Source organism: Actinomadura sp. 21ATH (assembly GCF_041951345.1).
In the GTDB taxonomy this organism is placed as follows: domain Bacteria; phylum Actinomycetota; class Actinomycetes; order Streptosporangiales; family Streptosporangiaceae; genus Spirillospora.
Genome location: NZ_JBGNUR010000023.1, coordinates 41,830 through 64,762 on the forward strand (window position 1 = coordinate 41,830; position 22,933 = coordinate 64,762).

A 22,933-nucleotide genomic window follows, 5' to 3' on the forward strand; every position below is an offset into this window, starting at 1 on the left:
CGAGGTTCGGCTGAACGAGGCCGCCACCCGCTGTACCGCCCCGCAGCAGCAGGCCAGCACCTCAGAGACCCAGGTAGGGGCGGCATCTACGGCACCGCTGCCTGCAACAACGAGTGCGGCGCACCAGCAGCCACCGAAAACCCCTCCCCGCCACCTGTACCGCCGTACCCGCGGTCACCGCCGCGGCCGGGGCCGGGCCGGGGCCGTCCAGGCGCTGGGAGAACCACACAGCGCCATCAGGGCGGGATCCAGCCCAGCCAGACACAGCCGAGCAGGCCGACGGCCAGCATGGCGGTGGCGGCGGACATGAACAAGATGAGCAGGGCCAGGCACGTCGCCTGGCATGCCTCCGGTGATTGGTCGGCCGCCACAAGCTCTTCTGCCGTACGGGCCAGGGCCGGGTCGCGCTTGACCGCCGCGGTCAGCGTGTCCGGCCTGGCGCGCTCGTCCATGGACCTGAGCTCAGGAAACGCGGGAACGAACGCCCTCGCCGCCGCCTCCGTCTCCCGCACCAGGGCCTGCACCCGAGCACCGTTCATGCCGACCAGCTCGCCCAGATCCCCGAACGGCGCCTCGCGCCGCGACTCGGAGTCGCGCGTCAACCTGCCCCGCAGAGCGGTGGCCTTGTCGGCATACTCCTGGCGCTGACCCGCGTCCATGTCCCTGACGATGCCGGCCTGAGCGACGGCCAGCTCCATCGCCGCGGCCACGAGCCGCCGAAACTCCTGATGCTGCGAGATGCGGCTTGCGATGTCCTCGACCACAGTTCCTCCGCAGGTCCTGCCATCACTGACCCGCACCGATGAGGCGGTGGGACCACCAGGTGGCTTCGGTCAGCGCGGTCAGGACGAAGGCCGTGGGGACGGCGCCGACGCTCCTTGGAACGAGACGAGGCGAAGACCGCACTGGCGCGAGCATGCGCCCCCGAACCCGCCACGTCACTGCCCGCCGGGCATCCACATCCGGACACGCGTTCCCGCAACGCGGACCGGCATGCGGGGCGGAAGCGCAGCGCGCTCACGCGCCCGTCACTAGGGCGTCACGGTGTGCGGGGAACGGGCCGGGTGACCGCGATCGAGCCGGGCGCGGAGATGGCCGCACTCGCTCGCCGGCAGCTCGCCCCCTTCCACAACGTCACGGTCGAGACGTCGACGTTCGAGGCGTACGACGTCCGCCGGGGGCGCTTCGATGTCCTCGTGGCCGCGTCGGCGTGGCACTGGGTCGATCCATCGATCGGCTGGCACCGAGCGCACGCCATGCTCCGTCCCAGAGGTTGGGTGGCGCAGCTCGGCCACGTCGTCGTCCGCCGGCCCAGGAGAGCCGGAGGTGTACGCCGAGACCACTGATCTCCATGAGCGGTACTGCCCGGGGAACCCGGACTGGGGTCATCCCCCTGGAGGGCGACGTGCGCACCACCGATGAGGGTTGGGGACCGGTCAAGGAACCCGGCGGCTTGTTCGGCCCAGCGATCGTCCGCTGGTACCCGACCGTTCAGTGGTTCAACGGCAACGGCTTTGCCGATCTCCTACGCTCGACGTCGCCGTACCGAGGGCTCGACCACGACGTCCGAGAGCCCCCTGCTCGACGCCATCGCCGAGCGCATCCGCGATGAGGTGACGGTGCACGCGGCGCGCGAGGCGACCTGGAGGGCTGGCTCTCCAGAAGGGACGAGATGGAGGAACTGGCGGCCGAACTCAGGTGTGGAACGGGCCCTGGCCGTTCCGTTCCCATGGTCGTAGCTTCTGCGGGTTGCGGACCGTCCAGATGCGGGTGACGCGGCCGTCGGCGACGTCGAACGCGGCCACAGCGATGATCGTGCCGGCGTGCCGGGCCACCAGGCCAGGTGCACCGTTGACCGACCGTTCCAGGAGTTCGAGTCCCGGGGCCTTCTCGGCGATGGCGACCATGTACCGGGCGATGTGCGCACCGCCCTCGATCGGGCGCAGCGCGGTACGGGCTGCGCCGCCGCCGTCGGCGGTCATCACGGCGGTCGGGTCGAGGAGGTCGACCAGAGCTGCGATGTCCTTGCTCTCCCACGCCTGTTTGACATGGCGCACCGTGTTGGCCTGTCCGGCCGTCGGCGCGGGGGCGTGCGCGTCGCGTACCCGCCGCCGGGCCGAGGCCGCTAGCTGCTTGCAGGCCGCGGGGGTACGGCCGAGGATGCCGCCGATCTCGGCGAAGGGGTACCGGAAGACGTCGTGCAGCACGAACGCCACCCGCTCGGCGGGCGTCATCGAGTCCAGGACGACGAGGAACGCCATGGTGACCGACTCGTCGAGGACCAGCTGGTCGGCGGGGTCGGAGTCGGCGCCCTGGCCCCACTCGGCGCGATCGGGCAGCGGATCGGGCAGCCACGCGCCGACATAGCGCTCGCGGCGTGCTCGTGCCGAACCGAGCACGTCCAGGCAGTAGCGGACGGTCACCGTCGTCAGCCAGGCGCCCGGGGACGCGATCTCGTCGCGCCGGGTTCGCGGCAGCGCGTACCAGCGCGCGAAGGCCTCCTGCACGGCGTCCTCGGACTCGGCCAGCGAGCCCAGCAGCCGGTAGGCGACGTTGATCAGTTGGCGGCGCTCACCGGCGATCTCGCCGGCATCCGTGCTGGCCGTCCCCATGATCCGGACTCGCCTCCTCGCCTTACCTTTCGCGGGCCCGTGTCGTCGGGCTGGTGAGACCTTATCGATCTGCTGCCTCCGGCAGTGAGGAGACCATGCCATGGCGACCCAGGCGACGGCGCAGCGCCGCATCTCGTTCCTGCAGAGCGCGATCGGCCTGCAGACCTTGACCATCTTCCTTCAAGCGGTCTCGGCCGGACTGCTGCTGACCTCGTCCTATGGCGAGACGCTGCACAGCGCCGGAGCCCGCGTGATGTACGGGACGTCGATGCTGTACGTGCTCGCGGCGGTGCTGGCCTGGAAGCCGGGCGGCGGCTCGGCGCGGCCGGTCCTGCACGCGGCGGGCTTCCTCGCCCTCGCCTCCGTGCAGGTCGCGCTCGGCATCGCGCACGTGCCGTCGGTCCATCTTCCTCTGGGCGTTCTGATGTTCGGACTGAGCGTGCTAGCGCTGGCACGGCGTTGACGAGCGAGAACCGGCATGGACTCTGCGATGCGATGCCCGGATGGCGGGCAGCCAGCGAAGCGGCCAAAACGTCTCCACCAGCTCGCTGGGCGATCATCGCGTTCCGGCCATTGGCCCCGGCCAGTTCCTGGGCCGCCGTGACGGCGACCACTTCTGCTCCGCTCCCTCGCGCTCTGAACTCCAGCGACTATAGCCGCCATCGCTCTGCGAGTGTCCTTCTCATTTCCGGCATTGCTGACCAAGGAGATTCTCCGTGCTCACTCCGATCACCTACGGGCTCGCCAGCGCTCTCATCGCCATGGTCACTCTCATCGGCCTGCGGTTCCTTCTGACCCCCGGGCCTGCGGCCGCGGGGTACGGCGTGCCCGCGCGGAAGGACGGCGACGCCGCGTACCTGTCCATCAAGGGCCTGCGGGACCTCACCTTCGGCGTCCTCGGGGCGGCCCTGCTCGCCTTCTCCGGCCCAGACGCCGCGGGCTGGTACATGCTCGTTGTCGCGATCGCTCCCCTGGGCGACACCCTCATCGTCCTGCGCCACGGCGGCACCAGGGCCGTGGCGTTCGGCATCCACTTCGCCACCGCCGTCGCCGTGCTCATCAGCGCCGCCCTGCTGTTCGCCATCTGACACCCTCGACCACTCACAAGGAGCCACCGCATGTCCCAGCCCATCCCCGACTTCGACCAGGCCATCATCGTCCGCGGCGCCGAGGCCGAGGTCATCGGCCAGGCCCCCACCACCATCCGGCTGCTGGCCGACAGCGACTCCACCGGCGGCGCACTGTCAACTCAGCGCGTCACCCTCGCCGCCGGCGCCGACGGCGCCAAACCGCACCGCCACGACAACTCCGCCGAGCTGTTCTACATGCTGGACGGCACCGCGCAGCTCCTGTCGGGCGACCAGGTCGTCACCGCCGAGCGCGGCGACCTGGTGATCGTGCCGCCCGGCGCGCCGCACGCCTTCGCCGCCGCGCCCGGCCACGACGCCGACATCCTCATCGTCATCACGCCCGGCGTCGAACGCTTCGAGTACTTCCGTCACCTGGAGCGCATCGCCTACGGAAAGGTGCCCCCCGAAAGCCTCCTGGACGTCCAGGAGCTCTACGACACCTACTTCCTCTCCAGCACCGCATGGGAATCGGCCAGGCCCTAGACGGCTCGGGCGCATCACCGAGGAGGTCATCCACCGCCCTCCGCAAGGTGTACGCGGTCCTCGACGACCTCCTGATGGACGCCGAAACCAAAGACTTCCCGCACGACATCGGATCGGCGGGCGCCGGACGTCGGCGAACGCCCGCGTTCCTTGCCCGCCGCCGGCGCGGTGAAGCCGTCCGCGCCATCGCCGCCGGAGTCAAGGTCTCCGGCGGCGATGTCCACGCAGCCCCCCAGCGGCGTCGGCTGCGGGAACGCCGATGTCAGCGCGGGCTGCACCGCGCGGAAACCCACACCGAACTCGTGCTGCATCGCCCGCTTGGACATGCCCGCCCAAGCACCGCGGCGGATCGCCGGCGCCCCCACCCCCGGGTCATGCCCGCTGGCCAGCCCATTCTCTCGTTTGCAGTTGGTGACACGTCCGTTAACGGAACCCCAGGTCCGCAATGGCGGCGGATAGATCCGCCAGCCCTGCCGAGAGGGCCGGGTGTACCAGCTCGCCGCTCCTGGCGTGGTCGTCAGCGCCGTGGTGTTGTGGAACTCCACGTACTGTCGGTGATCGTCGACCACCCGCACGCGGTGGGCTGGACCTTGAGTGAGGGCGTCGGGGTGACCGACGAGGATGTGCTCCGCCTGTCGACCTCGGCCACGCCCACCTCGACTGCCTGGGCCGCTCCGCCATCACCCCGTCCGCCCCGCGCCAGGGCCCCGGCCGCTGTGCTCGCCCGCCGACGGCCCAGACGACGAGGGGGAGAGCGGGCTGACGGCGGGCGCGGCAACGGAAGCGGGGCTGCAGCGTCTTCACCCGCTGGCAATCTGCGCTTCCGCTTCGCTTCAGGTTCCAGAGTCTGTGTTGCCGGTAAGAGCGCTGTGCGGATCATCGTGCTCCTTCAGTGCGGAGGCGGTCCTTCTGGACCTTGCCGGCGGGGGTCAGTGGAAGGCGGGTGCGGATGATGATCTGCTTGGGCACCTTGTAGTCGGCGATGGAGGCCGCGCAGTGGTTCTTGAGGTCCTGTGGAGTGGTCCGCGCGCCGGGGACGAGCACCACGTAGTAGCAGCCGATCTCTCCGAGGATGAGGTCGGGTACGCCGATGCCGGCCGCCATGACGACCTCGGGGTGAGCGGCCAGGACGTTCTCGACCTCGACAGGATAGACGTTGAACCCGCCCTGGACGAACATCTCCTGCCAGCGGCCGCGCAGGGTGAGGAGACCGTCGTCGACGCGGACCATGTCGCCGGTGTGCAGCCAGCCGTCCCCGCTGACCGTACGGGCCGTCTCGGCGGGCAGGCCGTGGTAGCCGGCCATGACCGACGGCGTCCGTACCAGCAGCTCACCGGTCGCTCCGGGGCCTGTGTCCGAGCCGTCGGTGTTGACGACCTTGGCTTGGACTCCGGGCAGTGGCCGTCCGATCGACCGTACGGTGGTCTCCGGATCGGTGCCCCACGGCGTCATCACCACGGCCCCGGACGTCTCGCTCAGGCCATAGAGGTTCATCACGGTCGCGTTCGGAAAGGCACGGGTCAGCCGCCGGAGTAGCGATGGCTCGGCATTGGCTCCGCCGGTGATGACCAGGCGGACTCCGGACGTGTCGGCGGTGGTGAAGGCGGGCGTGTCCAGAAGCAGGGTGTGCATCGTCGGCACGCCGACCCAGACGGTGAGGCCGCTCGTTTTGAGAAGTTGGAGGGCGGCGCTGGGGGAGAAGGCCGGGAGCAGTGCCGTCTGAGCTCGGGCGGCCAGGGCGGCCAGTACGCAGCAGGTGATGCCGCTGACGTGGTTGAGCGGAACGGTGACGGGCAGCACATCGCCGGGTCCCAGCCGCATGTGCCGTGCCTGGGCGGTGGCCGCCGCGAGCTGGCCGCGGTGCGTCAGCGTGGCACCTTTGGGCCGCCCAGTAGTCCCGGACGTATAGATGATCATGACGGGGTCGTCCGGTGCGACCAGTGCCTCGGCTGCGGCGAGGCGCGCCGCGTCCGGTGGGACGGCTTCGAGTTCGGCGAGGGTACGGTCACCGCCCGTACCGATGGACACGACCTCCCGGAGATGCGGGAAGGCCTCGCGGGTCCTGGCCAGGATGCCGAGGAAATCGATGTCCCCGGCCGAGGGAACGGTGAAGACCGAGCGGGCGCCCGAGTCGCTCAGGATGTGTGCGATCTCGCTGTCGCGATAGCGCACGCTCACGCCCACCACGACCGCCCCGATCTTGGCGGCGGCGAAATAGACCGCCAGCCAGCCAGGGGTGGCGAAGTCATTGAGGGCGATGCGGTCGCCGTGTCGCACGCCCAGCCCCAGCAGACCGGTCGCGATGCGGTCGGACCGCTCGTTCATCTCCGCGTACGTGATCTGCCGCTCGCCTGCCAACCAGCCCGTTCGTTCCTCGATGGCCGCCGCGCGCAGCAGATCGCCCACGCGTTGCCCGGTCACGACCTCACCTTGAGGTGCGTGGTGAGGAACTCGATCTGGTCGGCGACGATCCGTTCGACCAGCGGCGGGTGGTACACGGTGAAGTGGTCGGCGTCGTAGTGCTTGAGGACGCCGCGGGGTGCGGTGGCGGCGACCTTGGCCGCGATCGCGGGGTCGATGAGGTTCTCGCGGTCGCTCTGGCACACCAGCAGCGGGCAGCGGATCCGGTACGCGCGCGACGAGGCGTTGTAGAACAGCATCTCCAGCCCGGCGGCGGCCGCCACGCGGTTGTCGAACCGGTAGCCGGGCGGGCAGACAGACTCCCAGCCCTCCACGGCGCCCGGCTGGTTGACGAAGGCCAGTTCTCCGGGGCGGCCGACGAGCGGGACGTAGCGTCGTGGCCGGCGGAGCGTGGCCCGTACCAGGTCGGAGGTGATCGGGATGGTGAAGCGGGCCAGGTGGCGCAGTCCGGCCTTGGTGGCGATGGCGCGGCCGTTGAGGACGGGGCACTGGACGACCGCCGCCGCGAGTTCGGAGTGGCGGGCGGCCGCGGCGACCACGTGGCTGGCGCCGAACGAGGTTCCCCACAGCGCGATCCGGCCGGGGTCGAGTTCCGCCCGGGTACGGACGAACGCCAGGGCAGCGTCGATGTCCTGGGCGTACCGGCGCGGGCTGACGAGCTGGCGTGGCAGGCCGCCGGACTCGCCCAGATGGCGGAAGTCGAACGCCAGCACCGCCAGGCCCGCTTCGCTGAACCATTTCTCGTACTGGTCGAGCATCATCTCGTGGGTCGCTCCGCCGCCGTGCACCAGGATGACGACGGGATGGGGGCCGGGCCGTTCCGGGACGGTCAGCCAGGCCGCGACCTCATCGCCTCCGGAGGTGAAGGAGGTACGTGTCGTCATGACGCTCCGTTCAAGTACGTTGTACGTGTACAGGATCGAAGTTAAACACGTACCTCGTACGTAATCAACAGGGAGAGCCATGCCCGCACCCCGGAAGTTCACGCGGGAGCAGTTGCAGACCGCCGCGCTCGACCTCGTGGACCGGGAGGGACTCGGCGCGCTCACCATGCGCAGCCTCGCCGGCCGGCTGGGCACCGGCCCGATGACGATCTACAACTACGTCGACGGCCGTGAGGGGCTCGAAGAACTCGTCACCGAGGCCGTGATGTCCCAGGTGAGCTGGACCGAGGATCCCTCGGACGACTGGCGGCGGCGGGTCGAGGCCATCGCCGAAGCGATGTGGCGGGCCGTGCGCGCCCACCCCGGCACGATCCCCTTGATCCTCACCCGGCGCAGTCTCGACACCGGCACGCTCAGACCGGCCGAGGCCCTGCTGGAGGCACTCGCCGACAGCGGCCGGTCAGGAACCGACCTCCTGGTGGCCTTCCGCGTGGTGCAGGGCCTCATCATCGGCCTCGCGCAGGCAGAGCTCGCCGGACCGCTCGCACCGGCTCGCGGCGATGATCCGGAGGCGGTCACCGGACGGGTCGCCGGCCTTCCGCCCGAGCGGTTTCCCCACCTGATCGAGATGGCGCGGACCGTGGAGACAAGCGACGCCGAGGCTGCATTCCACGCCGCTATGGAGATCGTCATCGGCGGTCTGGAGACGGCCGCCGCACGGCACGGCGGAGCCCACCGCTAGTTAGCGGGGCTTGAGCAGGAACGGAACGGGCCAGTGGCGTTAAGCAGCGTGCACTCATCCCCCTCACGGAGCATCCGTGGTCACGGATGGGGCTCTACGGTCTCGCCCCGACAAATGAGGGCGCAATGGATGAGCTGAAGAGAGGCGATGGCGTCGCTCGCCGCTCGGCTAGCGTGGCGGAATGTCCAGTCCGATCCAGTTCGTCATCCGCGAGGGCGGCACGGTGCACTTCCGCCGCCAGAGCAGCGGCGGTGGGCCGGGCGCCGAGCGGTGGGTGCTGATCCCTCCGCTGCCGACGCTCGGGGAATTCGCGGACTGGGGGCAGGACCGCTTCGCGTCCGGGCCCGACGCCGCGTTCATGGTGGACCATGACGAGCGCCGGATCCTGGTGAACTTCTCCCATCCCTACGCCTACGACGACTGGGACTCCTACCGGCGCGTCTACCTGCACGTGCTGCGCCGCATGTGGCCGGACTGGCGGGTCGGCTGGGCCTATGCGGGCATGGAGGAGATGCTGCACCACCTGGGGCTGGACCTGGCAGAGGTCGATCCTCCGCACGTCCCCGCCCTCCCAGCCCATCGCGCCGACCGCCTGCCGCCACGGCGGCACCGCGTCAAGGACGAGCGCGGGGGAACGGGAATGCACACCGCCGGCGATAGCCTCTACGCGGGCCTGCTGACCGTCGATGACGGCACTGCGGTCCGGGCCTACGCGCTCGGATCGGGGCTGCCGGGGCTGCTGGCGAGCGGCGAGGAGATCCTGGCCCGCCTGCCGGAAGAAGCGCTGTGCCGCACCAGGCGGGTGATGCCCTTGGACGGTATGCATCTGGACCTGCCCGCCCGCACCGGCGGCTACTGGACGAGCTTCCACGACGTGCCGCTCGACCACGACGACCGGTTCCCCCGGTGGCCCGGATGGACCTGGCGGTTCTGGGAGGACGACCATCACCGGCAGATCGACCTCGCACGGGGCGCCGTGCGGCTCCCCGAACCCGACCTGGACACCGTGCTGCTGGACTTCGCCGAACGCCACCGGCACTGGCAGATCGACCCCGTCCACATGCGAGACCTGCTGCTGGAGCAGATCGCCGGGCGTACCGAGGACGACAAGTACAACGCTCTGGCCGCACTCGTCCACGCCATGTACACCTAGTAGCGGCGTCACTCATCGCAGTTCTGCCACGCGGTGACTCCACCCCAGGCCGACACCAACCGCACGGTCGTCTTCGCCGGAAGCAAGCACAACCCGCATGACCATGCTGGCAGAACAGGTTGATGGCGTCATCGGCATCGACACCCATCGCGACACTTTGGCCGCCGCAGCGGTATCTGGCCTCGACGCGGTGCTCTCACACGCCGCGGCCGCCACTGACCAGCGCGGATATCGGGAGCCGTTGGCGTTCGCTCGCGAGCAGATCCCCGGCGCCCAATGCTGGGCGCTGGAGGGAAGGTGCAGCTACGGGCCGCTGCTGGTGGATGCGGTGGCCGTGGCCGAGACCGCGACGCTGGCGCTGGTGGACGACGCCGACACCCGCACCGACGTGGCGGCTGTGCTGGGCACGCTGGCCGCCCACCCCGCCCCGGTCCGGCTGCGGGTGCTGCTGATCGCCCGCAACGGCGCGGGGTTGCGCGAGGTGCTGGCCAGCCAGGTCGAGGAACCGCACCGCCCCGTGATCGCCAACGCGAAGATCGTGCCGCTGCGGGCGGTGGGCGAGCAGGCCGACGTGGGTGTGCCGAGCCCTCCGGCGTTCCCAGATCGTGAACGCTGTTATGGTTCTTCGCTTGCTGGTTCGCTTACGCGTGCGGGGTGCTGGGTGCCGCGGGGCGGCTTGGGCGGTTTGTGGGTGGCGTCGGGGAGGTCGAGGAGGACCGATTTCAGGCCGGCGAGCTCGGCGCGGGAGGACATTCCGATGTCTCCGGTGAGCAGAGTGACCTTTCGGCCCGCCAGGGTCTGGAACGCCACCGCCCGCGCGATGATCTCGTCGTCGGCGCGGGGCAGGCGGACATGGTGTGGAGGGTCGGGCCATAGGTCCAGAGTGAGCGCGCCGCTCCTCGTACCCGCGGCCAGGGGCAGCTGGCCGCGCTCGCGGACCGTGCCGTGCGGCAACAGGTCGATCATCTGCTTGATCGTCTGCCGGGCGTTGGTCTTGGCGGCGCCCTGGCCGCGGTCCTTCAGCCGGTCCAGCTCATCCAGGACGGCCAGGGGCAACACCAGGTGGATGTCCTGCTCGGAGACGGCGAAGGCGTCGGCACCGACGTCCCAGTCCTTCAAGCGGTCTCGGTGGTGGCAGAACACGTTGGCGTCGGCGACCACCAGCGGCCCGGACCGGTCATCGCGCTCCAGCAGGGTGCTCCACTGCTCCAACGTTGCGATGGCCTGCCGGAGGTGGTGGACATGCTCGTCGATCTCCCGCGTGAGCATCTCCCGGATCGGTCCGTTGCCCGGCTGATCCACCGGCGACAACCCATGTTCCACCGGCGTGACCCCCACCGAGGCGTAGGTGAATTTCACCGGGACCTGCAGGGACAGCAGCGCGTTGTACCGGTCGGTGAGCACCAGCCGTCTCATGTCGGCATCGCTGATCTGCCGACGCAGCTGCGCTCGTGCGGAATTGATCCAGCTCAGGTACTCCCGGTGCAGTGCGTATGCGCCATGCTGGCTGTCCGCCAGGTTCTGCGCGTCGGTGACGAGCCGGCCCATCACCTGCAGTACATGAAGACGGTCCCCGCCCGGTTCCAGCGTGATCAGCATGCGATCCACGTGCCCCAGGCTCCCACCCTGCGACCACCGCATTACCCAAGCCCGGACGGTCCAGGACGGCGGCGAACACCCTTCCGGCTGGCACCGCCGTCCCCTTTAGCCGGTGCCTTCACGCTACGAGCGGAAGTACACGCGGGTGCCTTCGGCAACTGAGGCGAGCCCCCAGGGGCCGATGCGGCTGTGGGGGACCGCTCTTGCGGGGGTGCGGGCCTGGTCACATGCCAGGGCGATGGCGGACGCGTCGTTTGGAGGCGGTGCGTCGCTCTGATGGCGGTCAGGAGCGCGCTCCAGGCACTTTTGTACAGCCGAATCCGTGGTCCTGCGGGGTCATGGGAATCTCGTATCAGCACGCCGTTTGTGACGGCCGCGGCCTCCACACATGCCTCCGCTTGGCTCGCGGTGCTTTTCTGCCAGACCAGCGCGGCCTCAAGGTTCGGTTCGGGGGACATGCGAGAACCCTTCGGTCACGGTGGCGGTTCCTGCAGCAGCGCCGGCGCCAACCCGGTCGCAGGGCAATAAGAAGCTCGCCACCCAGCGGGTGAGCAACTCCATCACTGACAGTTTAGGTGTGGTGTAAGCGTCGAGGTGGGAGCAGGTGGGGAGTTACCGGTTCCGGCCGACTCTCCGATGGGCCGGTGGGGTTTCACCGGTAAGGGGCGGCATCGACCGGTATGCCGGGGCCGGTGGTCATTTCATGGTGTCGGCGGCGCTTTGGATGAGGCGGGCCGACTCTGTCCGCGATAGCGCCTGCTCGCGCAGTTCGGCGAAGAGAGAACGGTGATCACTGATGCGTTCGTCGTCGCCGGTGACAATCTCGCTCAGCGAGCGACCACCTTCCAGATAGAGAATATCGCCGAGGTCGCCGTCGAACTCCAGGATCGTGAAGCCTCCGGTCAGGGCGGGGTGCGCGCCCGCCCCGAAGGGGATGACGTGGATCTGCACGCTGTTGTTACGGCTCAGGGCTAGCAGGTGGCGGAGTTGGTCGGGCATGATGTCGCGGTCCCTGCAGGCTCCGATCCGCCGCCGGACCGCCGCCTCGTCCAAGACGTAGTGCTGCTGTAGCGGGGTGGCTCGCTGCAGGTGTTGCCGCTGCCTTTGCAGGCGCAGCTTCACTGCCGTGGCGGTGAAGGCCTCGTCCTTGCCAATGCCCCGAATGTAGGCGTGGGCATAGGCGGCTGTTTGCAGCAGCCCGGGGATCACCGAGTTCTGCGCTTCATAGAGGGTCTCGGCCCCGGCCTCGTAGCCCAGATAGGTGTAGAAGGCCTTGGACAGGTCGTCTTTGTAGCTGTGCCACCAGCCGGTCTGGCGGGCGTCGCGGGCCAGCTGTTGCAGTGAGCTGACCTGCTTGACGTCGGTGATGCCGTATTCCAGCAGCAGTACGTGGAGATCTGAGCGGCTGATCGGGGTGCGGCCGCCCTCAATGCGAATGATCTTGGCCGTGGACCACTCCAGAGCGCGGGCGACCTGCTCCTGCGTGAGTCCGCGGGCCTTGCGCAACCGCAGCAAGGCGTTGCGTAGCAGGAGACTTTGCACGACCGGACTCGGCCCGTGGGACATGTCGGTTCACTCGCCTTCTTCGGCTCACGGGGGGGTGGGGACGCGATCCGTAGCCGTGGCCGGGCTCGCGACTCGAGGGGAGTGCGGGGGCTGCGGCGGCACTCTTGGTAGGGCTGCGGCGGCGGTAGAGTTGCCCACGCGACTGTCACATAGCTTTACGTTAGCCGACAAAATGTCATGTTGCATCCTGCAACACGGAAGGGTAACGGGTAGCATATTGCGATATGGCTTCAGGTGCGGGTAGTCTGCGTCGCGCTCTGGTGTCAGCCTGGCACCTGTGACTACGAATAGTGATCATTTGCGTGCTTTGGGTAAAGCTTCTTGAGGTGTCTTACCCCCGCCGTGGGCACGGCGGGGCGGCCGGAGGGAACGCGCCATGAGGCCGTCGCAGTGGAGCGACATGGGAACGCGGACGCGCGCCCGGACGCCACCGGGTGCGAGGGGGTGAGGCACCTCCGCTTCACCGCCCTGGTTTGCGGGCACGATTCCTGTGGTTTGACGCGCGGTTCTTGGCCCCATCCGGTGAGCTAGCTCTGGCCCCACTCGGTGGTCGGGCGATGCCGGTTCAGTGGGTTTTGGCCCCACCCGGGGTGGTGGGGTGAGACGCTGCGGTTGCCCGGGAGCACCTGGGGGTGGGCGTGGCGCGTGACCACAAGCTGGAGATGTACGCGGCTATCCGCAGGGATTCTCGGCGTGAGGGTCTGTCGGTGCGGGCGCTGGCCAAGAAGTACCAGGTGCATCGGCGGACAGTGCGTGAGGCGTTGGCCTCGGCGTTCCCGGCTCCGCGTAGGAAGCCGCCGCCGCGGTCCTCGCGGCTGGATCGGTTCAAGCCGGTGATCGATCAGATCCTGTGGACTGATCTGGACGCTCCGCGCAAGCAGCGGCACACGGTGCGGCGGATCTTCAACCGGCTGGTCGCCGAGCAGGAGATGGAGGGCATCTCCTATTCCACCGTCGCCAACTATGTGGCCTGGCGCAAACCGCAGATCATGGCCGAGGCGGGCCGGGGGTCGCCGCCCGAGGTGCCCATCGACCAGGTTCACCGGCCTGGTGTCGAGGCCGAGGTCGACTTCGGGGACGTGTGGATCAACCTGGCCGGGACGATGACCAAGTGCTTCCTGTTTGTCTTCCGGCTGTCTTATTCGGGCAAGGCGGTGCATCGAGTCACGGCCTCGGCGGGGCAGGAGGCCTTCTTCGAAGGACACGCGCACGCCTTCAGAGTGCTGGGCGGCGTCCCGACCGGCAAGGTCCGCTACGACAATCTGCGGGCCGCGGTCGCCAAGGTGGTCGGGCTGTCACGGGTCCGGGTGGAGAACGAGCGCTGGGTCGCCTTCCGCTCGCACCACCATCTGGAGGCTTTCTACTGCCGTCCCGGCAAGGACGGGGCACATGAGAAGGGTGGAGTGGAGGGCGAGGTCGGCCGGTTTCGCCGCAACCACCTGGTGCCTGTTCCCGTCGTTGAGTCGTTGGCGGAGCTCAACGCGATGATCGCCGATTGGGAGGACGAGGACGATCAGCGGCGGATCGGGTCGCGGGTCCGGACCGTCGCCGCCGACTTCGCCGTCGAGCAGCCGCTGCTGCAGCCGCTGCCGGACGAGCCGTTCGAGACCGGCCGGGTCTTTCATCCGCGGGTGAACCGCCGCTCGCAGATCTGCGTCCGGATGAACTACTACTCGGTCCCGGTCCGCCTCATCGGACGGCAGGTCAGGGTGCTGTTGCATGCTTCGGAGCTGGTGGTCTTCGACGGCCGCACCGAGGTCGCCCGGCATGAACGGCTGGTCGCCAAACACCAGCGCCGGCTGGAGCTGGACCACTACCTGGAGGTCCTGATGCGCAAGCCCGGTGCGCTGCCCGGGTCGACCGCGCTGGAACAAGCCCACCAGGCCGGCAAGTTCACCCCGATCCATGACGCCTGGTGGGCCGCGGTCCGCCGGGCGCACGGCACCGATGAAGGCAACCGGGCACTGATCGAGGTGCTGCTGCTGCACCGCACCATGGCCCACGAACACGTGGTCGCCGGCATCGCCGCCGCGCTGCGCGTCGGCGCCCTGTCGCCTGACGTCGTCGCGGTCGAGGCGCGCAAGGCCGCCCAGGCCGACAAGGCCACCGACGCCCCCGCCGCCGTTTCAGGGCGGCAGGCCGATCGGCCGGTCGGCAACCCGGTCCAGATCCCCGACGAGGTCGCCTCACTGACCCAGCGCCGGATCACCGCCCTTCCGCCCGACACCCGGCCGCTGCCCTCGGTGGCCGCCTATGACCAACTGCTGCGCCGCAGACCCCCACCAGCCGCCAGCCAGGGAGACGTCTCATGACCCTCAACCACCAGCGCGGGCTGACCGAACCGGCCGCCGACGCCGCCATCGACCAGGCCTGCCGGATGCTGCGCCTGCCCACCCTGCGCCAGCAGTTCACCGCCATCGCCGACGCCGCCGACCGCGAACAGCTCACCTACCGCGGCTTCCTGGCCGAACTGCTGATGGCCGAGTGCGAGGACCGGCAACGCCGCCGCTCCGAACGCCGGATCAAGGCCGCCGGCTTCCCCCGGCAGAAGTGGCTGAACGACTTCGACTTCGAGGCCAACCCCAACATCCAGCCCGCCGCCGTCCACACCCTGGCCAAATGCGAATGGATCAGGCAAGGGCACCCGCTCTGCCTGATCGGTGACTCGGGCACCGGCAAGTCCCACCTGCTCATCGCGCTGGGCACCGAGGCCGCCATGGCCGGCTTTCGGGTCAAGTACGTGCTGGCCGCCAAGCTGGTCAACGAGCTGGTCGAGGCCGCCGACGAACTCCAGCTCAACAAGACCATCGCCCGCTACGGCCGCGTCGACCTGCTCTGCATCGACGAGCTCGGCTACATGGAACTCGACAAACGCGGCGCCGACCTGCTCTTCCAGGTCCTCACCGAACGCGAAGAGAAGGCCAGCGTCGCGATCGCCTCCAACGAGAGTTTCGGCGGCTGGACCAACACCTTCACCGACCCCCGCCTCTGCGGCGCCATCGTCGACCGCCTCACCTTCAACGCCACCATCATCGATACCGGCAACGACTCCTACCGGATGGCCCAGACCCGAGCCCGCCAAGCCGCCGAACCCGCCTGAGTGCCTTAACGACTGGCCGGTCAGCAACCCCAAACCCCCACCCCAGCGGAATGACCAGCGCACTGTCGGGTAACCCATGCCCCACCGGCAACACAAACCACCGCAAAACGACCGGCGAGGGAGGGCACCATGGAAAGCTCCGGGCAGTCACACCCCGGTCCCCGACAACGACTCCAAGCCCGCACCCGCCAGCACGGCACCGCGATGATCATTGAAGTCGACGGTGAAATCGACCACGCCACCGCCGACCTGCTCCGCGAGCACGTCATCACCGCCGCCCTGGCGCTCAGACCACCCCACGTGGTGCTGGACCTCGATCAAGTCACCTTCTGCGACTCCTCCGGCCTGGGCGCCCTCGTCGCGATCTGGAAAGCGGTCCGAGCACACCACGGCGACCTGGTCGTGGCCCGCCCACCAGGCGTCTGCCGCCGCATCCTGGAACGCACCGGGCTCGACGGCCACATCACCACCCACCCCACCCTGGAAGGCGCCCTCCGCCACACCTGACCGCCCCCCGATCCGTCGACGCTCTGACTGGCCCCACCCCCGCCGAGGGGTGGGGCCAGTTCCCATTCGACGGACACCCACCCAAGATCGTCAACTGGGGCCAACTCAGCTTCGAATCTGGGGCCTGTTCTCACTCGCCAAATCAATTCCTGCGCCCGCGGGGGGCCGGCGGCTCAGGCCGCCGGGGGAGCGCTGTGCCGGACCGGGTTCGGCGGCCGGGCGGCCCCAGGGCCGACTCGGCGCCCGGCGCAGGGGGCCCCGCCCGGTGGCACCACCGGTCCCGTCCGGCCTCCGCGCACGCCTGGCCGGGTAACGGCGCCCCGTCAGGCTGGGCAGCGATGGCCGGGAGACGCGGGTGGATAGCGGCGGGGGCCGGTCTGATCCCCGCCCCGGGGCTGCCGATCATGGGTGCCCGGTGGCCGGCGAGCCCGATGACGTCCACGCCGAGCTGCTGGCCGCGCTCACCGAGCTGCAGCAGGATCTGGTGGGATACGCGGGTCGCAGGCTGGGCGGAGACCGTGGCTACGACGCGGCCCAGGAGGCGATCGCTCGTTTCCTGAAGAAGATCCGCACCGGAACGGCCCCCGAAGACCTCAGCGCCGAGGACTTCGACGCCGAGAACCTGCGCAGATACTTGTTCAGAATGACCTGGAACGTGGTCCGGGAAATGCGGCGCGCTCATCGGCGGGAGAGCAGCGTATCCGACCCAGTGCTGGAGCGTGCCGCTGACTGGCGGCCGCGGGACGGCGGGCCCGGCCAGGACTCCCAAGTCGACTCGCACCTGGCCGCGCAGGTGCTCTCTCGGGCCGAGGAGATACTGCCCATATCCGAGTATGAGGCCATGCGGTTGCACCTGTTGCAGGGGCTACCGGTCAAGGCGGTGGCGGAAACACAGGGCGTAGCGCGCAACACTGCCGCCAGCCGCATCCGCCGTGCGGTGGTCAAGCTTCGCTCTTCACTGCAGGACGACCGGCTGCAGGACGACCAGGTCTAGGGCCTGTTTCGAAGTGAGATGAGCGGCGGCGTGTCGTGCGCCGGACGCAGTGAGGTCTCCGGTAGAGCGTTCATCGACCAAGAAGAACAACACCGGAGACCTCGTGGCCACCCTAGCGGTGACGAGGCGGTTCGACCTGACCGATGAGCAATGGGCGCGGCTGGAACCCCTGCTGCCCGTCCCCAGGCGTCCGGGCCGGCCCTCGAAATGGACGAAACGCCAGCTCATCGACGGCATCCGCTGGCGGGTGCGGGTGGGTGCCCCGTGGCGGGACGTGCCCGCCTGCTACGGCTCCTGGCAGGCGGTGTACTCGCTGTTCCGCCGCTGGCAGCGCGACGGCACCTGGGCCAACATCCTGGCCCGGCTGCAAGCACGGGCCGATGCCACCGGGCTGATCGGCTGGCAGGTCGGTATCGATTCCACCGTCATGCGGGCCCACCAGCACGCCGCCGGAGCCCGCCGGCACGGCGAGGCGCAGGCCGAACCGCCCGGCGGAATCACGCCCGAGCCCGACGACCACGCCTTGGGACGGTCGCGCGGCGGGCTGTCGACCAAGCTGCATCTGGCCTGCGAGCAGGGGCAGAAGCCGTTGTCGCTGGTGGTCACCGCCGGGCAGCGCGGCGACGCGCCCCAGTTCGCGGCGGTGATGGCCGGGATCCGGGTCGCCCGGATCGGCGGCGGGCATCCGCGCACCCGGCCCGAACGGGTTCGCGGGGACAAGGCGTACTCGTCCCGCGCGATCCGCCGCCATCTGCGGCGGCGGGGCATCGCGGCCACGATCCCCGAGCCGGCCGACCAGGCCCGCCACCGGCTCCGGCGCGGGGCCCGCGGTGGTCGGCCACCGCGCTTCGATCCGGTCGACTACCGCGAGCGTCATGCGGTGGAGTGCGGCATCAACCGGCTCAAACGCCACCGGGCACTGGCCACCAGGTTCGACAAGCTCGCCGCCCGCTACCAGGCCACCGTCCACATCGCCGCCATCAACGAATGGCTCTGATCAACTTTGAAACAGGCCCTAGCCGAGGCTGCTGGGCGCGGGCAGCGGCATCGCGAGACTGGTACCGGGCGAGAACGCCGGTGCGGTCAGCCGAAGCCGACGGTCTCGACATCTCCGATGAGGTGCAGGATGGTCTCCTGCGCCAGGCGGCGCGCGGCTCTGGCGCTGAGCCCCTGATCCAGGGCCTCCTCCTCCAGCCGGGGGCGCAGGACGACATGAAGATGGCGCGCCACCTTGCCTGCGGCGCTCACCAGCGCATCGGCCCGGAGCGCCTCACCCGGCGGCCCTTGAGGACTAGACCACAGCCTGCTCGCCAGAACCCGGCAGCCGTCCTTGAACTCGGGTTCACTGATCAGCATGTCGATCGTTTGGCGATCACGAAAACGCTCAAGGCCGATGAGAAGTGATTTTTGACTGATTGGGGTTGCGATGTCCCGCACCGCTGCGGGCGGTCCCTCTGCACGAACCAGCGCAATGGCCTCATCTGATGGAGTTCGCCCTGTATGGAGCCAAAGAATCGATTCCTGCGCTATTTCCTCAGCCGCCCATTTGTCAAAGCCCTTCCACAGCAAAAAGGCGACGAGCGTCAAACGGAACTCAAGATGAGCAAAGTCCTGGACCTCTGAAACTGACAGTTCGCCTTCGGTCACTTGCTCCGCAAGCAAACGCAAGGGAGTCTGTTCGTAATCCAGCGCAGCGAGCCAGCGCAAAGCGAAATCGACTTCTGATTTCTGGCGTCGCAGCGACTCGTCATCTTGAGACAATGCCGCAGCGAATCTGAGCTCACCAAACTCCTCCGCAGTTGGCAATCCTTTCCGGGGTTCACGCCCCAGAATGCTCGACGCTAGTTTCTGGAACTCGTCCTCCTCCGGCAGCCATGAAGTCATGGTTGAACTCTCCTGTTTGGGCCGGCCCGGAGGCTGGCATGGACATATGTCGGCGACGACCGCAGTGTCAGCTCTTAGCAGGTTGCAGGACTGCTGGCCTCCTGCCCCCGCCCAGCAAGCAAGGCCACTCGGCGTTCGGGTAAAGGTTCGCACGTAAGCACAGGAGAAGTCACCGGGCCGATACTCCCCGGCGTTTCATCTGCGCACCTCCATGCCATACTGCACGATCACCTCCCATAGCGCCAGGCAAGAGAGGCCAGCCCGCAGGTCACGGCATAATCCCCGAAGGGCCCGCCGCCTCTGAGGCGGAGGTTCCGGACTTGCGTCCCCTGGCGGCAGCGGCCCGTCAGCTCCGGCTCCCGCACCGACCAGATAGCGCACATAGGGGCATGGCGGCACCCCACCCAAGTCGGTGATCAAAGAGTCGCTTCCGGGGTCCAGATACACCAGTAAACCAATCTTGCTCCAGGCCAGGCCATGATGTGTCCTTCTGTTATTCAATCATCACTCCGGCGCCCGGTGGGACATGGTGCGTTTCAGGTGATTTCACCACATCGGTTCCGAGGCTTGCATCCATGTCCCCGCATCACTACATTGTCGGTTTCTGTGCCGCTGATGGGGAACAGGCTGTCGATAGCGCCCAGGTATGGATCGCGTGATTGAACAGATCTCGGTGAACGGCTCCACCCCGGTGCTTCCAGCGCGGGCGCAGGCCAGGTGCTTCGCACAGCGCCTCGCCGGCGACCACGGCATGCCCTTAAGCCCCATTGGATAGAGGCCGCCCCCGATCTGTCGTTGGCGGGATGACTCCACCTGTGGCCCGGCCCGCTCTCGCGGTGGCCGGGCGGGCCGGCCCCCCAAGGCGCGTCGGCCCGCCGAGGCTGAACGGGGATTGCTCCGGCAGCGGTTCAGATGGTCCCGGGGGCAGCGGCGGATGACGCCGCCGGAAGCAGGCCAACTGCCTCGCCGATCGCTCTGCTGCGGATGCACTGCGTTTCATCTGTTCCTGGAGAGAACCGCCGTGGGCCTGCCGCGGACGACAAAAGCGCTTAATGGGCAACAAATAGCCTACCTCTGCTGCACGTGCGGATGCACGCGCTGATGGCATGCCGCTGTTCCTGGCGCCCACCCGCCGACAACCTCGTGTCGCCGACCGTCGCCTCTGCCTCCGAGGTGGAAGGAGAGGCGTGCGCGCGTGCCCTTCCAGGCGCCGCGTCCTGCTGGTCCGCAGCGCTGCCGGTGGCCCTGATGGGGACGTGCCCCGCCACCGCCGACACCGGCGTGACCGGTGCGGACCGCCGGGCCGGTCCGTGCGATCGGCGTTGGCCTCGCCCCAGGACCGGCGTGAGTGTGATCTAAATCACAGCCCCGGGTTGGGCATTTCATCGGCCCTGCCGCAGGTAGGTGCAGACCCGCATCGAGCGAAGGAGCCGCGAACCCCACCGTGTCGGCAGTGCCATACGGCGACACCACAGCACACGCATATGCCGCGCAGCGGCATTGCACAGTCCGTTCACAGCCCTGCCTGGGATCCGTCCCGAGGTTCGGGTGAGAGGAGTCCGCATGACAAGGCCCACTGAACACCGGCCGTCGACCACCCCAGGCACGCCCGAGCCTTTGGCATGGCGTGTCAGCCGCCGCTGCGAGGGAGGTGAGTCCTGTGTGGAGACCACCCGGCTACCGGAAGGCCTGATCGGTGTGCGCGACACCGCCGACCGCGGCCGCGGGCCGCTGACCTTTAGTGCCCAGCAGTGGGCCGCGTTCATGGCCAACGCCAAGCACGGCGCCTACGACCTTCCGCGGGCGCCGGCCACCTGATCCACTGCGACGGCCGTGTTCCCGCAAGACGGTCGCCTCCGGGGAACACGGCCGTCGCGTGACGACGTGCACCAGCGCCAAGGCGCGGCCCCGCAGCGCGGCCATGCACCGGGAACATACCTGGCAATCGCCGGTGTCGCCGGGCTGCCACCACTGATCTAGGCTCGCGCTGCGTCAGGTTCTGCGGTGACTGCGGCGTCGGCTCGCATCAGCGACGGCGCTGACCTGCTCGGGTCGTTCGGGCGGCGGCCGGCACGCGCAGCGGTCCGCCGAGATCACCGCCGCCCCGCCGTCGCCCGTCTCCGGCCATCACCGGGGTCGACGTCCAGCGCGCACTGCTGCCAGCGACACCTGCGCGCTGGACGGCTTGACCTACCGAGCAGGGCGGCCTTATCGAAGATTGTTGCTGCCAGAGGTACCAGCCGGACGAGGCGTGGAGGCTCGGTGAGCCAGAGGGAGGAGGACCAGAAGTTGGTGAGTTGCAGCCGGTGTCTTCGACGCTTGTGCTGGTCGCCATCTCCCGCCTGAGACCCGGCCCCGGTGATCGACGGTGCGCACAGCCTTCGGCGCAACCCCCCAGAACACCGGGCCACGGCCGGCCCGGCTGCAGTCCACAGTCGGCCAGGTTTTCCTGGCCGTTGGCTCAACCACGCGCGGCGTGCCCCATAGTGTCGGCGGTGGCGGCTTGACTGCGCGTATGGATGACCACCGACCACCGGAGGACCCCATGGCCACCGTGATCAGCAGATCCGAAGCTGAGCTCCGCGCCCAGCGCCGCCACCTCCTGGAACGAGCCGGAATCGCCGAGGACGAACTACGCCGACGCGCTCAGAGCTATCAACTCACCGCCGAGCAGATGGACGTCCTCACCGCGATCGACAACATCGACTACCTCCTCGGAGACTGAGTGTCAGCGGACGAAGCCGAACTGCGCCGCCAGGCCGAGCGGTTCGCCAACGAACTCACCGCCACCGTCCGCGGCGTCATCGGCCCCCAGGCGCCGCCCTTCCAGGCCGTTTACGAGAGCGGCGGCCGGCGCCTGGTCATCGCCACGCCAGCACGAGAGGACAGTCCGTCCCCACCGATTCCGATCACCATCGACGGCAAGCTCCGCCTGGAACTGAGCGTCACGCTCAAGGGAACCTGGGACGGCGCCAAGGACTACCTGGCGATCGAAGAATCCAAGGCGGCCGTCCGCATGGCCGGAGGCAACGCCGAGCCGCTGTTTCGCTGGGAGTACATCCGCCACCCCAAGAGCAACATCCCCGGCGCCCACTTCCAGGTCCACGCTCACCGTGACGAGGTCGTCTACCTGCTGCTGAGCGGCGGCGCCGCCAACCGCCGCATCAAGAATCGCCTCGACCAACTCGACCGGACCAGCCCGACCATTCCTCAGCTGTCCAACCTGCACTTCCCCGTCGGCGGTGCCCGTTTCCGTCCCTGTCTGGAAGACGCGTTGCAGTTCTTGGTGGAGGAGTTCGGCATCGACCGCCAGGACGGCTGGAAGGACGTCCTGTGCGAGGGCCGCCGCGCCTGGCGTCGAGCCCAGACCGGCGTGGTGGTGCGTGACTGCCCGGACGAAGCGGTGCGGGTCCTGCGCAGCCTCGGCTACAAGATCGAAGAGCCGCACGCCAAGCCGCCGGTGAGCGACAGGCTCGCCATGTACTGAACCGGCCGGGCGTCGGGGCACTGGAGACCGTGAGGTCTGGTCCCAACCCAAATGGTGCGCTCGCGAGAAGGAGCGACAGCCGGTCACCAGGCGGCTCAGTCGAATTCCAGGGGGCGGCCACGGCCCAGAGCGCCAGCCACACGCAGCCCCAGAAACAGTGCAAGCCCCGTTCGCACCATCAAGGGCATGCCCCACGAAGTGAAGAGTGTCTCAGACTCCCCGCACGGTGAGCCGGATGCCGGCTCCAGCCGGGAGACGTTGGAGGAGTACGGAGGCACCCCCGATTTCCCGGCGGGCCGGCCAGCGCGAGATTGGGGGCATGCACGACTTCGGCTGCTCCAGGGTGGCAGCCGCCCACTCCGTCACGCCGT

General features: G+C 68.9%; 23 protein-coding genes. 14 read left to right on the forward strand and 9 right to left on the reverse strand.

Features of this window, described 5'->3' with window-relative positions; genetic code table 11:
* Nucleotides 1-236: 236 nt before the first annotated feature.
* The gene (locus ACA361_RS38120) at nucleotides 237-764 is read right to left on the reverse strand and encodes a hypothetical protein (RefSeq protein ID WP_375019994.1); all 528 of its coding nucleotides are present in this window, start codon (nucleotides 762-764) and stop codon (nucleotides 237-239) included.
* A 282-nt stretch (nucleotides 765-1,046) separates the two neighbouring features.
* On the opposite strand from ACA361_RS38120, the gene ACA361_RS38125 reads away from it, so the two are divergent.
* Complete coding sequence (locus ACA361_RS38125) at nucleotides 1,047-1,346, forward strand: class I SAM-dependent methyltransferase (protein ID WP_375019995.1); 300 nt, start codon at nucleotides 1,047-1,049, stop codon at nucleotides 1,344-1,346.
* A gap of 348 nt (nucleotides 1,347-1,694) precedes the next feature.
* Here ACA361_RS38125 and sigJ read toward each other — a convergent pair whose 3' ends face one another.
* A complete protein-coding gene (gene sigJ, locus ACA361_RS38130; RefSeq protein ID WP_375019996.1) occupies nucleotides 1,695-2,612 on the reverse strand; it encodes an RNA polymerase sigma factor SigJ in 918 nt (305 codons plus the stop codon).
* A 100-nt stretch (nucleotides 2,613-2,712) separates the two neighbouring features.
* On the opposite strand from sigJ, the gene ACA361_RS38135 reads away from it, so the two are divergent.
* The 3 genes from ACA361_RS38135 to ACA361_RS38145 all read left to right on the forward strand — a co-directional run bounded on the left by ACA361_RS38135 (nucleotide 2,713) and on the right by ACA361_RS38145 (nucleotide 4,225).
* Nucleotides 2,713-3,075: a hypothetical protein gene (locus tag ACA361_RS38135; protein WP_375019997.1), complete on the forward strand. Its 363-nt coding sequence runs from the start codon at nucleotides 2,713-2,715 to the stop codon at nucleotides 3,073-3,075.
* Between the two features lie 253 nt (nucleotides 3,076-3,328).
* A complete protein-coding gene (locus ACA361_RS38140; RefSeq protein WP_375019998.1) occupies nucleotides 3,329-3,700 on the forward strand; it encodes a DUF4267 domain-containing protein in 372 nt (123 codons plus the stop codon).
* Nucleotides 3,701-3,730: 30 nt separating this feature from the next.
* Complete coding sequence (locus ACA361_RS38145) at nucleotides 3,731-4,225, forward strand: cupin domain-containing protein (RefSeq protein WP_375019999.1); 495 nt, start codon at nucleotides 3,731-3,733, stop codon at nucleotides 4,223-4,225.
* A gap of 26 nt (nucleotides 4,226-4,251) precedes the next feature.
* On the opposite strand, the gene ACA361_RS38150 is transcribed toward ACA361_RS38145, so the two are convergent.
* The 3 genes from ACA361_RS38150 to ACA361_RS38160 form a co-directional block, all read right to left on the reverse strand.
* Nucleotides 4,252-4,800 carry a hypothetical protein gene (locus tag ACA361_RS38150; RefSeq protein ID WP_375020000.1) on the reverse strand — a complete coding sequence of 183 codons (549 nt, stop codon included), beginning with the start codon at nucleotides 4,798-4,800 and terminating at the stop codon, nucleotides 4,252-4,254.
* A 301-nt stretch (nucleotides 4,801-5,101) separates the two neighbouring features.
* Entirely contained in the window at nucleotides 5,102-6,646 is a 1,545-nt protein-coding gene (locus tag ACA361_RS38155; protein WP_375020001.1) for a class I adenylate-forming enzyme family protein, read from the reverse strand.
* Nucleotides 6,643-7,530, reverse strand: a complete 888-nt coding sequence (locus tag ACA361_RS38160; RefSeq protein WP_375020002.1) for an alpha/beta hydrolase — start codon at nucleotides 7,528-7,530, stop codon at nucleotides 6,643-6,645. The genes ACA361_RS38155 and ACA361_RS38160 overlap by 4 nt, the downstream gene beginning before the upstream one ends.
* A gap of 79 nt (nucleotides 7,531-7,609) precedes the next feature.
* Here ACA361_RS38160 and ACA361_RS38165 point away from each other — a divergent pair, with 79 nt between their 5' ends.
* Nucleotides 7,610-8,272, forward strand: a complete 663-nt coding sequence (locus ACA361_RS38165) for a TetR/AcrR family transcriptional regulator C-terminal domain-containing protein (RefSeq protein ID WP_375020003.1) — start codon at nucleotides 7,610-7,612, stop codon at nucleotides 8,270-8,272.
* Between the two features lie 181 nt (nucleotides 8,273-8,453).
* Nucleotides 8,454-9,425: a hypothetical protein gene (locus ACA361_RS38170; RefSeq protein WP_375020004.1), complete on the forward strand. Its 972-nt coding sequence runs from the start codon at nucleotides 8,454-8,456 to the stop codon at nucleotides 9,423-9,425.
* Nucleotides 9,426-10,040: 615 nt separating this feature from the next.
* On the opposite strand, the gene ACA361_RS38175 is transcribed toward ACA361_RS38170, so the two are convergent.
* The 3 genes from ACA361_RS38175 to ACA361_RS38185 all read right to left on the reverse strand — a co-directional run bounded on the left by ACA361_RS38175 (nucleotide 10,041) and on the right by ACA361_RS38185 (nucleotide 12,566).
* Entirely contained in the window at nucleotides 10,041-11,024 is a 984-nt protein-coding gene (locus ACA361_RS38175) for a PIN domain-containing protein (protein WP_375020062.1), read from the reverse strand.
* 41 nt (nucleotides 11,025-11,065) lie between these two features.
* Nucleotides 11,066-11,482 (reverse strand): DUF397 domain-containing protein, encoded by a 417-nt coding sequence (locus ACA361_RS38180; protein WP_375020005.1) that lies wholly within the window; start codon nucleotides 11,480-11,482, stop codon nucleotides 11,066-11,068.
* A 238-nt stretch (nucleotides 11,483-11,720) separates the two neighbouring features.
* Nucleotides 11,721-12,566, reverse strand: a complete 846-nt coding sequence (locus ACA361_RS38185) for a helix-turn-helix domain-containing protein (protein ID WP_375020006.1) — start codon at nucleotides 12,564-12,566, stop codon at nucleotides 11,721-11,723.
* Nucleotides 12,567-13,252: 686 nt separating this feature from the next.
* Between ACA361_RS38185 and istA the strand changes: the two genes are divergently transcribed.
* From istA to ACA361_RS38210, 5 genes are all read left to right on the forward strand, one after another.
* A complete protein-coding gene (istA, locus tag ACA361_RS38190) occupies nucleotides 13,253-14,902 on the forward strand; it encodes an IS21 family transposase (RefSeq protein ID WP_375020063.1) in 1,650 nt (549 codons plus the stop codon).
* Nucleotides 14,899-15,690 carry an IS21-like element helper ATPase IstB gene (gene istB, locus ACA361_RS38195; RefSeq protein ID WP_375020007.1) on the forward strand — a complete coding sequence of 264 codons (792 nt, stop codon included), beginning with the start codon at nucleotides 14,899-14,901 and terminating at the stop codon, nucleotides 15,688-15,690. The genes istA and istB overlap by 4 nt, the downstream gene beginning before the upstream one ends.
* A 129-nt stretch (nucleotides 15,691-15,819) precedes the next feature.
* On the forward strand, nucleotides 15,820-16,197 hold the full coding sequence (locus ACA361_RS38200; RefSeq protein WP_375020008.1) for an STAS domain-containing protein: 378 nt from the start codon (nucleotides 15,820-15,822) through the stop codon (nucleotides 16,195-16,197).
* Between the two features lie 415 nt (nucleotides 16,198-16,612).
* A complete protein-coding gene (locus tag ACA361_RS38205; RefSeq protein ID WP_375020009.1) occupies nucleotides 16,613-17,191 on the forward strand; it encodes an RNA polymerase sigma factor in 579 nt (192 codons plus the stop codon).
* A 118-nt stretch (nucleotides 17,192-17,309) separates the two neighbouring features.
* On the forward strand, nucleotides 17,310-18,188 hold the full coding sequence (locus ACA361_RS38210) for an IS5 family transposase (protein ID WP_375020064.1): 879 nt from the start codon (nucleotides 17,310-17,312) through the stop codon (nucleotides 18,186-18,188).
* A gap of 86 nt (nucleotides 18,189-18,274) precedes the next feature.
* Here ACA361_RS38210 and ACA361_RS38215 read toward each other — a convergent pair whose 3' ends face one another.
* Nucleotides 18,275-19,075, reverse strand: a complete 801-nt coding sequence (locus ACA361_RS38215; protein WP_375020010.1) for a hypothetical protein — start codon at nucleotides 19,073-19,075, stop codon at nucleotides 18,275-18,277.
* Nucleotides 19,076-20,638: 1,563 nt separating this feature from the next.
* On the opposite strand from ACA361_RS38215, the gene ACA361_RS38220 reads away from it, so the two are divergent.
* From ACA361_RS38220 to ACA361_RS38230, 3 genes are all read left to right on the forward strand, one after another.
* Nucleotides 20,639-20,893: a DUF397 domain-containing protein gene (locus ACA361_RS38220; protein ID WP_375020011.1), complete on the forward strand. Its 255-nt coding sequence runs from the start codon at nucleotides 20,639-20,641 to the stop codon at nucleotides 20,891-20,893.
* Nucleotides 20,894-21,620: 727 nt separating this feature from the next.
* Nucleotides 21,621-21,800, forward strand: coding sequence for a hypothetical protein (locus ACA361_RS38225; protein ID WP_375020012.1), 180 nt, complete (start codon nucleotides 21,621-21,623; stop codon nucleotides 21,798-21,800).
* Nucleotides 21,801-22,562: a hypothetical protein gene (locus ACA361_RS38230; RefSeq protein ID WP_375020013.1), complete on the forward strand. Its 762-nt coding sequence runs from the start codon at nucleotides 21,801-21,803 to the stop codon at nucleotides 22,560-22,562.
* Nucleotides 22,563-22,933: the final 371 nt, after the last annotated feature.

Coding starts and splice junctions, on each gene's coding strand:
- sigJ (WP_375019996.1), bottom strand. CDS start 2,612: ATGGGGACGGCCAGCACGGATGCCGGCGAGATCGCCGGTGAGCGCCGC.
- ACA361_RS38135 (WP_375019997.1), top strand. CDS start 2,713: ATGGCGACCCAGGCGACGGCGCAGCGCCGCATCTCGTTCCTGCAGAGC.
- ACA361_RS38145 (WP_375019999.1), top strand. CDS start 3,731: ATGTCCCAGCCCATCCCCGACTTCGACCAGGCCATCATCGTCCGCGGC.
- ACA361_RS38160 (WP_375020002.1), bottom strand. CDS start 7,530: ATGACGACACGTACCTCCTTCACCTCCGGAGGCGATGAGGTCGCGGCC.
- ACA361_RS38165 (WP_375020003.1), top strand. CDS start 7,610: ATGCCCGCACCCCGGAAGTTCACGCGGGAGCAGTTGCAGACCGCCGCG.
- ACA361_RS38170 (WP_375020004.1), top strand. CDS start 8,454: ATGTCCAGTCCGATCCAGTTCGTCATCCGCGAGGGCGGCACGGTGCAC.
- ACA361_RS38175 (WP_375020062.1), bottom strand. CDS start 11,024: ATGCTGATCACGCTGGAACCGGGCGGGGACCGTCTTCATGTACTGCAG.
- ACA361_RS38180 (WP_375020005.1), bottom strand. CDS start 11,482: ATGTCCCCCGAACCGAACCTTGAGGCCGCGCTGGTCTGGCAGAAAAGC.
- istA (WP_375020063.1), top strand. CDS start 13,253: ATGTACGCGGCTATCCGCAGGGATTCTCGGCGTGAGGGTCTGTCGGTG.
- istB (WP_375020007.1), top strand. CDS start 14,899: ATGACCCTCAACCACCAGCGCGGGCTGACCGAACCGGCCGCCGACGCC.
- ACA361_RS38200 (WP_375020008.1), top strand. CDS start 15,820: ATGGAAAGCTCCGGGCAGTCACACCCCGGTCCCCGACAACGACTCCAA.
- ACA361_RS38215 (WP_375020010.1), bottom strand. CDS start 19,075: ATGACTTCATGGCTGCCGGAGGAGGACGAGTTCCAGAAACTAGCGTCG.
- ACA361_RS38220 (WP_375020011.1), top strand. CDS start 20,639: ATGACAAGGCCCACTGAACACCGGCCGTCGACCACCCCAGGCACGCCC.
- ACA361_RS38225 (WP_375020012.1), top strand. CDS start 21,621: ATGGCCACCGTGATCAGCAGATCCGAAGCTGAGCTCCGCGCCCAGCGC.